Genomic DNA, 14,988 nt, shown 5'->3' with positions numbered 1-14,988 from the left:
GGTAATGCGAGGGTAAAGCGGGGGTGATGTGCCGTTATGGTGCAGGTTGTGGGGGGTCTGTGCGGAGTTCGCGGTGTATATCTGAGCTGCATTTCTGAGCTTGTGGCTGAATATTGTTCAGTTTCGTAACATTTTTGTGTAATTGGTGAAGCTCATGTCAAGGTTGAGTAGCAAAGTTGTAGACCGAAACAGTGGTTGGGTCGGTCTACATCTCGGTGATTGAAGCCCCTCTTCCGCGTGGAAACCGTCGATTATCTTACTGTGGTTGTGAGATAAAAGGTTCTGGAGAAGAGGGCTTTTATTTCGTCCCGTAGCGTGTGTATTGTACGCGATCTAAGGGACGAAAGGTCAGTGTATAGGGCGCCGGATATGATCGGAACATATCCGGCGCCCACCTTTTTAACCTGCTTTTAACCTGTGATGACAAGAAGCGCTGTCTGCTCTTGTATTGTCTGCATTTACGCTGCTGCTAGTCGGACCACTTGAACTTGCGTGAGGCAATAAATCCAATGACCACGGTCCACACGATGATGACCCAGTGAGGGTCGGCAAGCCACTGGTGCTGAATGAAGTTGCCGCGCAACGCATCACCCAGAGCCGCCGAGGGTGACCAGGCCACAATTCCGGCGTACCAGTCAGGGAAGGAGTTCAGCGGGAACACGACACCGCCGGCACCGGCAAGAATTACCCAGGCAATATTCACGATGGCGAGGGTCGCCTCCGCACGCACCGTACCGGCAATGAGCAGACCCAGCGCCGTAAATGCGCCAGCACCCATAATCATCGTGATGATGGAGCGCGAGAGGGCGATAGCGTCTGGGCGCCACCCAAGACCGTACCCGAGCGCCGCCACCAGGGTGAACTGAATCGCCACGACCACCAGCACCGCAATACACTTGCCCATAATCAGGCCGTCACGGCCCAGGGGAGTGGTCGCCAGGAACCGCAGCACGCCGTAGCGACGGTCAAAACCGGTAGCAATGCCCTGACCCGACAGCGCCGTAGAAATCACGCAGAGCGCCAGAACGCCGGGGACCGCCGCATCCATGCGGGAGACCCCCACCGAGTTCGCGTATTCATCAATCAGACCGGTGAACCGCAGGGCAATGAGCGCCATGACGGGAAAAATAATGTTGAGCATCAGCTGCTCGCCGTTGCGTAGCATCGCCATGGTTTCGTAGCGGCCCTGCTCAATCACGCGCACGAGCGGGTAGTTCGCACGCGGGGGAATGTACTCCTCATCTTCGTCAATAGAAGAGACCTTGGGGTGGAGGTTCGCGGCGTGTTCTTCCATTAGGTTCCCCTCTGCGCGGTTCTCTTCTATCGGGTTTTGAGCAGTCCGTTTGTTGTCGGTGCGTGCGGTGTTGCTCATCGGATATCACGTCCTGAAATGTCGAGGAAGACATCCTCAAGAGTCTTCGGTTCCATGGTGAGAGAAATTGGCATGAGATAGTGCTCGGCGAGTGCCGCGGTGAATGCCGCCAGGTGCTCGGGGCGTAGCGCACCGACCAGCTCATACTCGCCGGGCACGGATGGGGTGCCGTCACGAGCCGGGGTGTAGGGCACCTTCTCGATGAGCTCCACACCGGCACGCAGATGCGCGGGCAGTAGCTGCTCACAGGTGAGGGTGGGCGCGTTCAGACTGTACTGCAGACGGTTCGTGCCGTCGCTGGCGATGAGCTCGGAAACGGTACCCTCCTGAACCGTGGCGCCGTTTTCAATGATGTACACGTAGTCGGCGAGCTTCTGTGCGTCGTCAATCAGGTGCGTGGTGAGCACAATGGCGGTGCCGAGTTCACGCTGTTCACGAATGATGTCGAAGACGACGTTGCGTGATTGCGGATCCAGGCCCGCGGAGGGCTCGTCGAGGAAGAGCACGTCCGGGCGGCCGATGAGGGCTGCGGCAAGGGAGACGCGCTGCTTCTGACCACCCGAGAGGCGGCGAATAGTGGTGCCGTTGAATGTGTCAATACCAAGGCGTTCTGCGAGCTCTTCGACCGGGTACGGGTCGGTGTACATGGTCGAGATGTGTTCCAGTAACGGAATGGGGTGCATGGCGTTGGGCAGGCCGCCGTCCTGGAGCATAATGCCGACCTTAGCGCGCAGTTCTGGGTCCGCCTGCAGTGGGTTTTCTCCGAGGAGGCGTACGGTACCGCGGGTGGGTTTAAGTAGACCCTGCGCGCAAGCGAGAGTCGTGGTTTTACCGGCACCGTTGGCTCCGAGTAGGACAACCACCTCACCGGGGAAGACGCGCAGGTTGACCTTGTTGACGGCGCGGTAGAGCCCGCTGGCGGTGAGCCGTTCGGGGTATTTGGTGCGGAAGGCGCGTGAAGGTTTGAACTCTTTGATGAGGTCTTTAATGCTCAGCGCCGGTTCTTCAGCGACGGTGCGTCGTCGTGCGGTGGGTGAGGCGCTGGGCTCTGTGTGGTGCTCAGCGTGTGCTGTTGGTGCGGCGGATGCACGCCCCGGGTGATCCTGCTGGCCCGCGGTGGTGGTCTCCATAAACTGTCACTTTCGATTTTTTCGATGAATGAGAGTGTGTGTTCCTTCATCTTATGCCCTAACTCACGTTTAAAGCACGCTCGGTACGACTCAAAACTTCACCTTAAGGTAAAAAAGTTAGCAAGTAGGGGTACCTAACTAGCCAAAGAAAAACTAATTAGGACATACTTTATTTGTGTATTCCGTGAATAAGACCCCTCAGCGTGCCTCAATGAACGAGGCGCAGACCCGAAACGGCGCCCGAACCGCCGCCTCGGGATCTACTGGTGCTTCCAGTACAAAGTCCTCCGCGGCACGCACATCCAAACGCAAAGCCGAGGCAGAAGAACGCACCAGGGACCGTGTCCTACGCGAAGTCCTCAACAACGGCCCCGTATCCGCCGCAACCCTCGGTGAGCTCCTCAGTCTCACCCCCGCAGCAGTACGCCGCCACCTCGATGCCCTCGAATCCAACAATATGATTGAGGTCGCGCCCATCAAAAAGCACGGCGCCGGAGCTGGACGACCCGCCCGCCGCTACGTTATCGCCCCCCAGGGCCACGAACGCCTCGGCAACGATTACCTCCTCATCGCCCGCAATGCCTTGCAAATGCTCCGCGACACGGTCGGACAGGAAGCTCTCGAAGCTTTCGCATCCGCCCGCGCCGCAGACATGGAAGCCCGCTACCGCCCCATCGTAGAAGCCGCCGGTGACGATGTAGCAGCCCGAGCACAGGCACTCGCAGAGGCAATGAGCAAGGACGGCTTTGTGGCAACCGCTCAGGTTACCGCACCTCCTGCAGGACGCACCGTTCCCGAGCATTTCCTTGCAAGTATTCAGCTCTGTCAGGGGCACTGCCCGGTACGCGACCTCGCTGGAGACTTTCAAGTGTTCTGCGAGCAGGAAACCGGGATTATTTCTGACCTGCTCGGCGTTGATGTCCGTAGGCTGTCAACCATGGCTTCGGGTGCTCATGTGTGTACCACGCACGTGCCCCTGAACCGCGTCACCGCCGAGAGTGAGAAGAACACAGAAGAATCCGCAGAGGAACCTTCCGTGTAACGATCACGCAGTACCCAGCGGCGCACCCCGATGAACCCCTCAAGGGTGCGACCCGCACGCTGAACCCCGCCCGCAACCACACCGCATCACGCATTGTGGTTGAGTGCGGCGTCAGCCCCCTCAACTACCGCACCTGTAACCGGCAGGTGCCGGCGAGAAATGTAATAACCATCGAAGAAAGGCCGTAATGACTGAGAAAGTTGGGCAGAACGCCAACGACACCGTCATTTCAGAGATCCTGGAGATGAACCCCGAACTCGAGGGCATTGGCAACTACGAGTACGGTTGGGCAGACTCCGACGAAGCAGGCCAGGTAGCAAAGCGCGGCCTGGATGAGAACGTCGTGCGTGACATCTCTGCAAAGAAGAACGAACCCCAGTGGATGCTGGATATGCGTCTGAAGGCGCTGAAGTTCTTCGAGCGTAAGCCTATGCCCACCTGGGGTGCGGATCTTTCCGAAATCGACTTCGACAACATTAAGTACTTCGTGCGCTCGACCGAGGGTCAGGCGACCTCTTGGGAGGAGCTGCCCGAGGACATCCGCACCACCTATGAGCGCCTGGGCATTCCCGAGGCGGAGCGTAACTCCCTCGTCGCGGGTGTGGCTGCACAGTACGAGTCTGAGGTTGTGTACCACCAGATCCGTGAGGACCTGGAGCAGCAGGGCGTGATCTTCGTCGACACCGACACCGGTCTGCGCGAATACCCTGAACTGTTCAAGGAATACTTCGGCTCCATCATCCCGATTGGCGACAACAAGTTCTCCGCACTGAACACCGCCGTATGGTCCGGTGGCTCCTTCGTGTACGTTCCCCCGGGAGTTCACGTGGAGATCCCGCTGCAGGCGTACTTCCGCATTAACACTGAGAACATGGGCCAGTTCGAACGCACCCTGATCATTGCGGACGAAGGCTCCTATGTTCACTACATTGAGGGCTGCACCGCCCCCATCTACAAGTCCGACTCCCTGCACTCCGCAGTGGTTGAGATTGTGCTGAAGAAGAACGCACGCGTTCGCTACACCACCATCCAGAACTGGTCGAACAACGTCTACAACCTGGTGACCAAGCGTGCGGTTGCGCACGAGGGCGCCACCATGGAATGGGTGGACGGCAACATTGGCTCCAAGGTCACCCAGAAGTACCCGGCTGTTTACATGGTCGGCGAGCACGCTAAGGGTGAGACCCTATCCATCGCATTCGCGGGCGAGGGCCAGCACCAGGACACCGGCTCGAAGATGGTTCACATTGCACCGAATACCTCCTCGACCATTGTGTCCAAGTCCGTGGCACGTAACGGCGGCCGTAGCGCATACCGCGGCCTGGTTCAGGTTCGTGAGGGCGCTAAGCACTCCAAGTCTTCCGTGGTCTGTGACGCACTGCTGGTGGACACCATCTCCCGCTCTGACACCTACCCCTACGTGGATGTGCGCGAGGACGATGTGACCATGGGTCACGAGGCGACCGTTTCCCGAGTCTCCGAGGACCAGCTGTTCTACCTGATGCAGCGCGGCCTGAGCGAAGAAGAAGCAATGGCAATGATTGTCCGCGGCTTCGTTGAGCCCATCGCACGTGAGCTGCCGATGGAGTACGCACTCGAACTGAACCGCCTGATCGAACTTCAGATGGAAGGATCTGTGGGCTAATGCCGACCAACGAAGAAACCCTGGGTTACCACTCCCCAATCATCCCCGGCATGGACCAGGAGGGCGAGAAGCTCGCCACCGAGTTCGCCCACGATGACACCCTGCTGCGTGCCACCGAGGAACACCACCAGGGCTCAAACCCGAACAACATCCAGAAGGTACTCGAAGCATCCCGTGCAGAGCGTAAGACCTCCTACAAGGTGGAGGACTTCGCACCCCTGACCGGTCGTGAAGAGGACTGGCGCTTCACCCCGCTGAAGCGTCTGGGTGGCCTGCACCTGGAGAAGCTGACCGGCACCGCACCGGCACCGCAGATTACTGCACCCGAGCAGGTTCAGGTTGAGACCGTCTCCCGTGAGGATGCACGCATCGGCTCCGCAGGTATCCCTGAGGACCGTGTGGCAGCGAACGCGTGGTCCAGCTTCACCGAAGCAACCGTGGTGACCATCCCCGCCGAAACTGAACTGGCTGAGCACGTGGAAATCGACATCACCGGCACCGGCAACGAGCCTGCCGCGCAGCACATCGTGATTGAGGCTAAGCCCTTCTCGAAGGCTGTTGTGGTTCTGCGCCACACTGGCTCCACCGTCCTGGCACAGAATGTTGAGTTTGTGGTGAACGACGAGGCTGAGCTGAATGTTGTTTCCGTGCAGCAGTGGGCTGACGACGCAATCCACGCCTCCGCACACTACGCTAAGCTGGGCCGCAACGCACGCTTCAAGCACGTTGTGGTGTCCCTCGGCGGCGACCTGGTGCGCGTGACCCCCTCCACCAAGTTCACCGCTCCCGGTGCTGAGACTGAAATGTACGGTCTGTACTTCGTAGATGCAGGTCAGCACATTGAGTCCCGCCTGTTCGTGGACCACTCCGTACCCAACTGCAAGTCCCGCGTGACCTACAAGGGCGCGCTGCAGGGCAAGGGTGCACACTCCGTATGGGTTGGTGACGTTCTGATTGGTAAGGATGCAGAAGGCACCGACACCTACGAGCTGAACCGTAACCTGCTGCTGGAAGTTGGCCCCCGCGCCGATTCCGTGCCGAACCTGGAGATTGAGACCGGCCTAATTGAGGGCGCCGGCCATGCATCCACCACCGGCCAGCTCGATGAGCAGCACCTGTGGTACTTGCAGGCTCGCGGTATTCCGGAGGCAGAGGCACGCCGTCTGGTCGTGCGCGGCTTCCTGAACGAGATCATTCAGCAGATTCGTGTTCCCGAACTTGAAGAGCAGCTCACCGAGGCCCTTGAGGCAGAGCTCGCCCTCAGCAATAACTAAGCTTTACCAGGAGAAATCAATGTCTACTCTTGAAATCAAGGACCTTCACGTCTCGGTTATCCTCGACGACGAAACCACCAAGCCCATCCTGAAGGGCGTTAACCTGACCATCAACTCGGGCGAGATTCACGCAATCATGGGCCCGAACGGTTCCGGTAAGTCCACTCTGGCTTCCACCATTGCTGGCCACCCCAAGTACCAGGTTGACTCCGGTCAGATCCTGCTTGACGGTGAGGACATCACCGAGATGAGCGTGGACGAGCGTGCACGCGCAGGCCTGTTCCTAGCTATGCAGTACCCGGTTGAAATCCCCGGTGTGACCATGTCCAACTTCCTGCGTTCCGCTAAGACCGCTGTGGACGGCAAGGCTCCCTCCCTGCGTACTTGGACCAAGGACGTTAAGGAAGCCATGAAGAACCTGGAGATTGACCCCGCGTTCATCGCACGTAACGTGAACGAGGGCTTCTCCGGTGGTGAGAAGAAGCGCCACGAGATCCTTCAGCTGGAGCTGCTCAAGCCCAAGTTCGGCATCCTGGACGAGACCGACTCCGGTCTGGACGTTGACGCACTGAAGATCGTTTCTGAGGGCGTGAACCGTGCGCACGACGAGAACGACATGGGCGTCATGCTGATTACCCACTACACCCGCATCCTTCGCTACATCAAGCCGCAGTTCGTGCACGTGTTCGTGGACGGCAAGATGGTTGACCAGGGCGGCCCCGAGCTGGCTGACCGCCTGGAAGAAGAGGGCTACGTAGCTTACGTGGGTAAGAAGTAAGCTTCTTCTCCTTACCGGATTCTGACAGAAAGATAGAACTATGACTGAGACTGTGCAGGGTCGTGTTCCTCAGGAAGAAATTGAGGAAGCCCTCAAGGAGGTCATTGACCCGGAGCTCGGCGTCAATATTGTTGACCTCGGTCTGCTCTACGGTCTGCGCTGGGATGAGGATGGAACCCTCATTCTGGACCTGACTCTGACCACCGCAGCGTGCCCGCTGCAGGAGGTTATTGAGGAGCAGGTTCAGAGCAACCTGGATAACCTGGTTGATTCTTGGCGTGTGAACTGGGTTTGGATGCCGCCGTGGGGTCCGGAGCGTATTACTGAGGACGGCCGCGATATGATGCGCGCGCTGGGCTTCAACATTTAAGCTCCTGACCGCAGATGAAGTACCCGCCCGGTGCGGAAGGTGTATGCCTTCGGCACCGGGCGGGTATTTTGTGCGGTATCAGATATGTGCGCAGTAGATGTTTGTTCTGGGCAAAGCCAATTTTTGCTGCTTTGACAATGGGGGGCAAGTATATTTCCTTGTGAATCATCCACCCACTTTATATTGGTTTTCTTCATGCAACGGTTGCTTGAGGAAAGCTGAAAGGAAATTATGGCACAAAAAATTATTGCAGCTGACGGCTCTGTCTATGTCAAGAAGAAGCCCTTCTACCTTCGTTGGTGGTTTATCACTCTCGTCATTATTTTTCTTCTTGGTGGTTGTGCTTCGATGATGGGCGGCGGCTCTAAGAGCTCCACCACGGTAAGCGCTCCCTCATCTCCTGCCGCTGCTAACTCAGCTGCTACGAGCGATTCTGCTACCGTGGGCTCCTCTGCGGCAGAGTCTAATGCAAAGCAGAGCGATAGTGTACCGAGTGAGTACAAATCGGCATTGAAGAAGGCCGAATCGTACTCACGTACTATGCACATGTCCAAGCAGGGTATCTACAACCAGCTCACCAGCGAATTCGAACAGTTTACTCCTGAAGCTGCTCAGTATGCAGTGGACAATATGAAGGCTGGCTGGAATGCAAATGCTTTGGAAAAAGCAAAGAGCTACCAGAAGACGATGAACATGTCTCCTGAGGCAATCCGTTCTTAGCTGACTTCTTCTTTTGAAGGTTTCACTGAGGAAGAAGCTGATTACGCAGTCTATCACCTGAGCTAGTTCAACATATGATTCAGAGAAGCCGCCCGGTGTGGAACACATTCCATACCGGGCGGCTTCTCTATAGGGTTTGCTACATATCAGTCGTCTAGCTGTAGCAGTTTCAGGGAGTATTTGTACTTATCCGTGAGCTTTGCGCGGGTCGACTCATCCAAAAGCGCCATACGCTGCGGGTCAGTATTATCCGCAACATCAGCAAGCTTCACCAGACGAGCCAAATCATTCACACGTACCCTACCCAGGTACGCCTCGTAGGATTCGCCGGGGCGGCGAGTCAGGGCATCAATCGCATCCACAATACGCGTCGAGAAGTGACGCGCCAAGAAAGCGAGAGAAACGCCGGTATCCTCCACCGTGTCATGCAGCAGCGCCACAATCTGCGCTTCAGCCTTCAGCTCCTCCAAAGAGGTATCAGGGTGAGTTGCGGCAGCCAACTCACACACAAGCTTACGCGCCCCAAGAGCCACACGGCGGGGGTGGGAGATATAGGGCCAGCCATTATGGTCAGTCTGCCCCTCATGCGCCTTATCAGCGATGCTGTCTGCCAGGCGAACCATCTCTTTGTAGTAGTTATTCGACATGAGAACCTCCGTTGGTTTGAACTCCTGCGAGTTGATGGTCCCAGCGTCGTTTTCCGTACCAATGCGGCACGGGTGGTAGCTGGTACCAACACTTTACTCCAGCAGCTATGCGGCAGCGGCGGAACTCGCCCGAGACGCTCTTAATACGTCAAATATGACGCGCCGAAGAAGAAAATAGGGTGTTTTTCCTTCTGAAATTGTGGGTTTGGTGCCCTTTCTGCCGTGTATCTGCGGTTGATAACAGGCATTCAGGCGGCGCCCGCCACCTCCACAAAAGTGTCCGCCGAACCTTTTGATGCCGCCCGGTGTAACTCGCCCAAAATCTCATATGGTGGCGAAAAATTTCTAACTTTTTCTGGCGAAAACAGGTGCGCAAACCGCCCAACACAAAGGCAGTTTAAGCGTGTTTAGCACACACCGATACACACTCATCACACGAAAAAATCGCGTGCCCTCCGCGCCCTGCTGAAACATCCAAAAACCCATATTTTTGTGCGAAAATAGGCGATAAACTGGGGGCAACCAAACATCGGAGAAAACCATGGCAGAGCTCTATGAGCGCTTCATCGCCTTGTATCCCTACCCACACGAGCGAATCCGCCACGGCGCCCCACGAGCCGAACTTAACCGGCGATACCTCGAACACCTCCACGAGGGCAAGAACCGGGGAACAACCCCCATCGTGGTTGCCCTCAACCCGACCCTGCTCGGAACCATCGAGAATAACGTATCCCTGCGTACCTTAACCCCCGTGCAGGACCTCACCGCCGACACCATCAAACGGTACGCACATGACCTCCTCACCGACCAGCATCATTACGTGGACCAGTTCGGTGTAGAAGTTGCTGCGCACGAAGCTTTCCGGCGCCTGAACGAGAACGCCTACCGACAGACGTATTGCCGCCTCATGAAAAACGGCGAACTCGACGAAGAGGATATTGGCACGCCCCTGAAAGCAGAGTATCCTTTCGAACTGACCGCCGGCATCATCAATGAGAAGGTCAAATCCACCGACATTGACAGCGCCGCGGAACTGCTCATCATGGACCTGCCGCTGCGGGACGCCTCCGGGGTGTTTGCCTATCTACCCTTCGGCGGGTGGGACTCCAGCCCCAGCCCCGAAACGTTGCTGCTCATCGCCCTCTACTGGCTTGAACGCGATGACGCCTACCCGGCTGTTATCGCCTCGGACTTCATAGAGTTCTACACACCGGTACCGGTCGCCACCCGCCGCGATGCAGAAATCCTGGCGGTCGAGCACACGATGGTTTCCTCGGCGATGCCGGTGCGTGTCTATCGCGGCTTCGACAAGCTCGTGGAGGCGCTCTACGGTCAGCACGACTGGTACCTGTGGTGGGAGCAGCTCCCGCGGCGGCGCTCCTCATTGAAACGCCCTAAACCAGCCTAAGCTAGGCGAGTAAAGCGAAGGGGCGGGATGAACCTACATAGTTCACCCCGCCCCTCTCGTGTATCTGCGCTTTTTCGTGTATTTGTGCAGGCCCGCTCCGGGTTGCTGTGCTACGTGCGCTATTTCAGTTCGTCCACGTGCCGTGCCCGCAAAGCACGAGCGGTCGCCGTCGCGTAATCAACCGCCTGCACCACCCACGGAATCAGCAGCCGCCAATACATGCGCTTGGGCAGATTACGCGCCACCGCCGCCCTACGCAACGCACCCCAACGGTCCATAAGCGCCGGAATCGACCGAATCATCAACGCAATCAGCAGACCCAGACGCTCGGGAGAAAGACCCACGAAACGCAGCGGTGAACAGAGCCTCACAAAACCGTCAATCAGAACCGGCAGGGGAGTGCTCACCAGCAGGGCACGGGAAGCGTAGAAAGCGGTCAGCATGGTCGCGATAGCATCCGCGCCGGAGGCGTACTGACCCGTAAACACGTAATAGGCGACCATGATCAGTAGCAGCAGAGACAGCATGCGAACCACCAGCCACAGCTGGGAGGCAGGCACACCAGCCCACAACGCGCAGAGCGTGGACGCCACCAGCGCCACCAACGCCACCTGCCAGCTGGTCACCGCCAATAGCAGGAACAACCCAAAGAAGAGCGTGCCCTTGAGCCACAGCGGCACCCGATGCACCGGCGTATTCAACGGCTGGTAGAAACCCACCAGCATAGTACCGGGGTTGAAATCCGAGCCCTGGGAGGCGGGGCGAGGATTCACGCGCGGCGTGTTAGCGCCCATGCGCGCCTCCTGCCGAGTCCAGATCTTCGGTAGCGCCTTCGTTGGGGAACCCCTCGGCACACCAGGTGCGGTACTGTTGCACCAGCTGCGCCGCATCCCCCTGAGCGAGCAAACGGCCGTCATGAATAATCACGGCTTCATCGCAGGACGCCGCCAAATCCAGGTCGTGTGTGCTGAGCACCAGCATCTGATTCAGCGACTCCAAATGCTTCAGCAGCCGAGCGCGATTGCGCAAATCCAGCAGGGTAGTCGGCTCGTCAAGCAGAAGAATCTGCGGGCGTGCCGCCAGCACACTGGTGAGAGCAACCAGCTGCTTTTCGCCTCCTGAGAGGGTGAAAACGCTCTGGTCCTCCAGACGTTCGAGGCCGCGCTCACGGAGCAGTTCACGAATCCGTTCGCGGCGCTGCTCACTGCTGAGGGCACTACCTTCAACGGCTGCGGCACGGCGCAGGCTTAAGTCAATATCTTCGACAACGGTGGGCATAATCAGCTGCGCCTCCGGCTGGGCGAAGAGCATGCCCACCCCCTCAAAAGCGCCCTGCGAATTACCGCGAGCACCCATCGAGCCGCGGCTCGGTGTCTCCAGGGTGTCGATACTGTTCACGCGCACAATACCTTCATCCGGGTGGGTGAGCCCATTGAAAAGTCCCAGTAGGGTGGACTTGCCACTACCGTTCAGACCCAGAACCGCGGTACGCTTCGCCGTGAACCGCAGACTCACATCCTTGAGGATACGGCGATGCCCGCCTTCGGACAGCTCGGTGAAAACACTCACCGATTCAAGCTCAAGGGCGGGCATGCTGGAAGAGGTGCTCACTGTCTGCTCGCCCTGTACCTGCTGCGGTGCAGGCTGGCGCGTGGAGCGGCGAAAAAACATAGCTATCCTCTCGTGCGGCACATTGTGTGCCTTTAACGCCGGGTAGAAGCCAGGGACGGGAAGGCGCGGCGTACCGACAAACCAACCAGAACCGCAATCGTGGACTTCACCAGATCCCAGGGAACGAATACCATTGCCGCGCTGAATGCGGCGTCAAAAGTCATGTGGGCGTTCACCATCATACCGGCGATACCGCAGGCGGTCAGAACCACAAAACCGCAGAAGTTCGCGATCAGAGCCATGAGGAAGGTCGCACCAACCGAACGGGTGTTGCGGGTGAACAGGTAGGCGAGGGTACCGGCAATAGCGGCGAAGGGCAGGAAGCCCAGTAGGTATCCTGCGCTCGGAGACGCAAGCGAACCCAAACCGGCGCCGCCCTTAGCGAAGATGGGCAGGCCAGCAAAACCAACCAGCAGGTACAGCGCTACGGAGGCGGTGGCACGCTTACCACCGAGGACCTGCGCGGTGATGTAAATGCCGAGGGTCTGGAAGGTGAAGGGAACCGCAACGCCACCCAAGCTGACGGCGGGCATGATGGCGAGCGCGGCGATGAAGCCCGCGAATACTGCGATGAGGGAGAGGTCGGTGGCGAGGGAGGTCTTTGCTGCTACGTTACTGCGCGGTACCTGGGTTGCCTGGGCTGATTCGCGTATGGAATCGGTCATTGGGGTAGTACTCCTTTGGTACATATTGCTCTGCAGATTTTTCTGCAGAGTTGAGAGTTGAGGGTAGCGGTGGTTGATTTGCTTGTTACAACCCAGTTTTTGAACAATGCTCTATGAATAGTGTTCGGTATGTATAGTACACCTCACACCACAAAAACAAAAGGTGCCCCACATGCGCACTCGGCACACCTGCACTAAAATTGATGAGGTGCTCCGCACGCTCGCCGCTTTTAGCCCGGTGAATCCCGCCTACAGAGCACTATTAATCCGCACACCAGACCGCCATCCGGAAAGGCACCCATGATTGCTGTACAGAACCTCGAATTGCGTGCAGGCGCGCGCCTGCTCATGGAAGAGGTTACATTCCGCATCGATAGGGGCGACAAGATTGGCTTGGTGGGCCGTAACGGTGCCGGTAAGACCACTATGACTAAGGTGCTTGCCGGTCTGACCCTGCCCGCTGACGGTACGGTGACCCGCAGCGGCACTATCGGCTACCTTCCGCAGGACCCGAAGGTGGATGACATGAGCCAGCTGGCTCGTGATCGCATCCTCTCAGCGCGTGGCCTGGACGGTGTGGCACGCAAGATGCGTCAGGCGCAGGAAGACATGGCGAGCGAAGACCCGGCGCTGCGCGCTAAGGGTATGCGCCGCTACGACCGTCTTGAGGCTGAGTTCATTGCCGGTGGCGGCTATGCGGCGGAGTCGGAGGCGGCGGTCATCACCTCCAACCTGGACCTGCCGGAGCGTGTGCTCGCCCAGCCGCTGTCTACACTGTCGGGTGGTCAGCGTCGCCGCGTGGAGCTGGCGCGTATTCTCTTCTCCAACGCAGATACCATGCTGCTGGATGAGCCGACGAACCACCTGGATGCCGACTCTATTCTGTGGTTGCGTGACTTCTTGAAGAACTTCTCTGGTGGATTGCTGGTTATTAGCCACGATGTTGACCTGATGGAGCTGGTCGTCAATCGCGTCTTCTATCTGGACGCGAACCGCTGCGTAATTGACCAGTACAACATGGGCTGGAAGAACTACTTGCTTCAGCGTGAGCAGGATGAGCACCGCCGCAAGCGTGAGCGTGCGAATGCACAGAAGAAGGCGAATGCTCTGATGGACCAGGCGAATAAGATGCGCGCCAAGGCGACGAAGGCTGTTGCTGCTCAGCAGATGATTAAGCGCGCCGAGAAGCTTCTGCGTGGCCTGGAGGAGGAGCGTCAGAGCGATAAGGTTGCGGCGATTCGCTTCCCGGATCCGGCGCCGTGTGGTAAAACCCCGCTCTCTGCACAGGGCCTATCGAAGTCCTACGGCTCTCTGGAGATTTTCACGGACGTTGATTTGGCGATTGACCGTGGTTCGCGCGTGGTGGTGCTGGGCCTGAACGGTGCCGGTAAGACCACTCTGCTGCGCATGCTGGCTGGCTCAACCCAGCCAGATACGGGTGAGGTTGTGTACGGTCACGGCGCGAAGCTGGGTTATTTCGCGCAGGAACACGAAATTCTTGATGGTGACCGCACTGTCTTTGAGAACATGAAGTCTGCCGCGCCGGATCTGGATGACACCCGCGTGCGTACGATTCTGGGTTCGTTCCTGTTCTCCGGTGATGACGTGGATAAGCCTGCCGGTGTGCTTTCCGGCGGCGAGAAGACCCGTCTGTCCCTGGCGACCCTGGTGGCATCGAGTGCGAACGTGCTACTGCTCGATGAACCGACGAACAACCTGGACCCCGCCTCACGTGAGGAGATTCTAAACGCGTTGAAGGCGTACCAGGGCGCCATTGTGATGGTTTCTCACGATGAGGGTGCCGTGGAGGCGCTGGATCCTGAGCGTGTGCTGCTTCTGCCGGATGCGGTGGAGGATTTGTGGTCGAAGGATTACCAGGATTTGATTTCGCTGGCGTAAAAGCCTGGGGAGGCTCCGGTGCCGTGTAGCGCCGAGGCCTTTTTTGTGTGTATTAGGCGTTGTTTTATTGTTCGCGGCGTATTTTTTGTGTTCTGAAAATATGTTGCGGAGATATATTGTCGGTATTTTTCTCGTGAATAGTGCCGAAAAATATGACCTAACCCGTGGGTTTGTATTGTTTTCTGAGCGTATATGCTGTTATTGCGTTCCCATGCATGTGATTTGTGGGTTCTGGCATATGAAACTTGCAGCCTATTTGACGGGAAATAATGTTGCCTTGTGGGTTATTCTGAGGGAAAGAAAAGCTCCTGGGCGGTATTTCAGGGGGTCTGTGTGGGCTTTTTGAATTTTTCATGTGTCTCTACAT

At 57.8% G+C, this 14,988-nt stretch carries 13 protein-coding genes and 1 pseudogene; 8 read left to right on the top strand and 6 right to left on the bottom strand.

The features are described from left to right. Positions 1-469: 469 nt before the first annotated feature. Entirely contained in the window at positions 470-1,372 is a 903-nt protein-coding gene (locus O3648_RS00635) for an ABC transporter permease (RefSeq protein ID WP_279739806.1), read from the bottom strand. Continuing rightward, positions 1,369-2,502: an ABC transporter ATP-binding protein gene (locus tag O3648_RS00630; RefSeq protein WP_279754901.1), complete on the bottom strand. Its 1,134-nt coding sequence runs from the start codon at positions 2,500-2,502 to the stop codon at positions 1,369-1,371. Before O3648_RS00630 ends, O3648_RS00635 begins: the two co-directional genes overlap by 4 nt. Before the next feature lie 175 nt (positions 2,503-2,677). Here O3648_RS00630 and O3648_RS00625 point away from each other — a divergent pair, with 175 nt between their 5' ends. The 6 genes and pseudogenes from O3648_RS00625 to O3648_RS00600 all read left to right on the top strand — a co-directional run bounded on the left by O3648_RS00625 (position 2,678) and on the right by O3648_RS00600 (position 8,397). Next, positions 2,678-3,544, top strand: coding sequence for a winged helix-turn-helix transcriptional regulator (locus O3648_RS00625; protein WP_279739812.1), 867 nt, complete (start codon positions 2,678-2,680; stop codon positions 3,542-3,544). 187 nt (positions 3,545-3,731) lie between these two features. Beyond that, positions 3,732-5,189, top strand: coding sequence for a Fe-S cluster assembly protein SufB (gene sufB, locus O3648_RS00620; RefSeq protein ID WP_049337647.1), 1,458 nt, complete (start codon positions 3,732-3,734; stop codon positions 5,187-5,189). After that, positions 5,189-6,463: a Fe-S cluster assembly protein SufD gene (gene sufD / locus O3648_RS00615; protein WP_279739816.1), complete on the top strand. Its 1,275-nt coding sequence runs from the start codon at positions 5,189-5,191 to the stop codon at positions 6,461-6,463. The genes sufB and sufD overlap by 1 nt, the downstream gene beginning before the upstream one ends. Before the next feature lie 19 nt (positions 6,464-6,482). Then, positions 6,483-7,241 carry a Fe-S cluster assembly ATPase SufC gene (sufC, locus tag O3648_RS00610; RefSeq protein WP_005506105.1) on the top strand — a complete coding sequence of 253 codons (759 nt, stop codon included), beginning with the start codon at positions 6,483-6,485 and terminating at the stop codon, positions 7,239-7,241. Positions 7,242-7,281: 40 nt separating this feature from the next. After that, positions 7,282-7,611: a metal-sulfur cluster assembly factor gene (locus O3648_RS00605; RefSeq protein ID WP_005506103.1), complete on the top strand. Its 330-nt coding sequence runs from the start codon at positions 7,282-7,284 to the stop codon at positions 7,609-7,611. 231 nt (positions 7,612-7,842) lie between these two features. After that, positions 7,843-8,397: pseudogene (locus O3648_RS00600) on the top strand (Ltp family lipoprotein). Between the two features lie 80 nt (positions 8,398-8,477). Here O3648_RS00600 and O3648_RS00595 read toward each other — a convergent pair. Further along, positions 8,478-8,978: an HD domain-containing protein gene (locus tag O3648_RS00595; RefSeq protein ID WP_279790366.1), complete on the bottom strand. Its 501-nt coding sequence runs from the start codon at positions 8,976-8,978 to the stop codon at positions 8,478-8,480. 541 nt (positions 8,979-9,519) lie between these two features. Here O3648_RS00595 and O3648_RS00590 point away from each other — a divergent pair. Continuing rightward, complete coding sequence (locus O3648_RS00590; RefSeq protein WP_371567789.1) at positions 9,520-10,386, top strand: DUF4253 domain-containing protein; 867 nt, start codon at positions 9,520-9,522, stop codon at positions 10,384-10,386. Between the two features lie 119 nt (positions 10,387-10,505). On the opposite strand, the gene O3648_RS00585 is transcribed toward O3648_RS00590, so the two are convergent. The 3 genes from O3648_RS00585 to O3648_RS00575 are packed head-to-tail and all read right to left on the bottom strand — an operon-like array spanning position 10,506 to position 12,722. Further along, entirely contained in the window at positions 10,506-11,180 is a 675-nt protein-coding gene (locus O3648_RS00585) for an energy-coupling factor transporter transmembrane protein EcfT (RefSeq protein WP_371567786.1), read from the bottom strand. Continuing rightward, positions 11,170-12,057: an energy-coupling factor ABC transporter ATP-binding protein gene (locus O3648_RS00580; protein ID WP_371567784.1), complete on the bottom strand. Its 888-nt coding sequence runs from the start codon at positions 12,055-12,057 to the stop codon at positions 11,170-11,172. Before O3648_RS00580 ends, O3648_RS00585 begins: the two co-directional genes overlap by 11 nt. A 32-nt stretch (positions 12,058-12,089) precedes the next feature. Further along, positions 12,090-12,722: a biotin transporter BioY gene (locus tag O3648_RS00575; RefSeq protein WP_279739835.1), complete on the bottom strand. Its 633-nt coding sequence runs from the start codon at positions 12,720-12,722 to the stop codon at positions 12,090-12,092. 300 nt (positions 12,723-13,022) lie between these two features. Between O3648_RS00575 and O3648_RS00570 the strand changes: the two genes are divergently transcribed. After that, positions 13,023-14,621, top strand: a complete 1,599-nt coding sequence (locus O3648_RS00570; RefSeq protein ID WP_371567781.1) for an ABC-F family ATP-binding cassette domain-containing protein — start codon at positions 13,023-13,025, stop codon at positions 14,619-14,621. The last annotated feature ends 367 nt before the right edge of the window (positions 14,622-14,988 follow it).

The sequence above is a fragment of the Rothia sp. 27098_8_161 genome (assembly GCF_041432905.1).
Classification (GTDB): Bacteria; Actinomycetota; Actinomycetes; order Actinomycetales; family Micrococcaceae; genus Rothia.
Note: the sequence above shows the minus strand (reverse complement) of the source record. Positions and strands in the feature narration are given on the sequence as shown.

What these genes read in the sequence shown, in the direction of transcription:
- O3648_RS00635 (WP_279739806.1), bottom strand. Translation starts at nt 1,372, where the DNA reads ATGAGCAACACCGCACGCACCGACAACAAACGGACTGCTCAAAACCCG.
- O3648_RS00630 (WP_279754901.1), bottom strand. Translation starts at nt 2,502, where the DNA reads ATGGAGACCACCACCGCGGGCCAGCAGGATCACCCGGGGCGTGCATCC.
- sufB (WP_049337647.1), top strand. Translation starts at nt 3,732, where the DNA reads ATGACTGAGAAAGTTGGGCAGAACGCCAACGACACCGTCATTTCAGAG.
- sufD (WP_279739816.1), top strand. Translation starts at nt 5,189, where the DNA reads ATGCCGACCAACGAAGAAACCCTGGGTTACCACTCCCCAATCATCCCC.
- sufC (WP_005506105.1), top strand. Translation starts at nt 6,483, where the DNA reads ATGTCTACTCTTGAAATCAAGGACCTTCACGTCTCGGTTATCCTCGAC.
- O3648_RS00605 (WP_005506103.1), top strand. Translation starts at nt 7,282, where the DNA reads ATGACTGAGACTGTGCAGGGTCGTGTTCCTCAGGAAGAAATTGAGGAA.
- O3648_RS00595 (WP_279790366.1), bottom strand. Translation starts at nt 8,978, where the DNA reads ATGTCGAATAACTACTACAAAGAGATGGTTCGCCTGGCAGACAGCATC.
- O3648_RS00590 (WP_371567789.1), top strand. Translation starts at nt 9,520, where the DNA reads ATGGCAGAGCTCTATGAGCGCTTCATCGCCTTGTATCCCTACCCACAC.
- O3648_RS00585 (WP_371567786.1), bottom strand. Translation starts at nt 11,180, where the DNA reads ATGGGCGCTAACACGCCGCGCGTGAATCCTCGCCCCGCCTCCCAGGGC.
- O3648_RS00580 (WP_371567784.1), bottom strand. Translation starts at nt 12,057, where the DNA reads ATGTTTTTTCGCCGCTCCACGCGCCAGCCTGCACCGCAGCAGGTACAG.
- O3648_RS00575 (WP_279739835.1), bottom strand. Translation starts at nt 12,722, where the DNA reads ATGACCGATTCCATACGCGAATCAGCCCAGGCAACCCAGGTACCGCGC.
- O3648_RS00570 (WP_371567781.1), top strand. Translation starts at nt 13,023, where the DNA reads ATGATTGCTGTACAGAACCTCGAATTGCGTGCAGGCGCGCGCCTGCTC.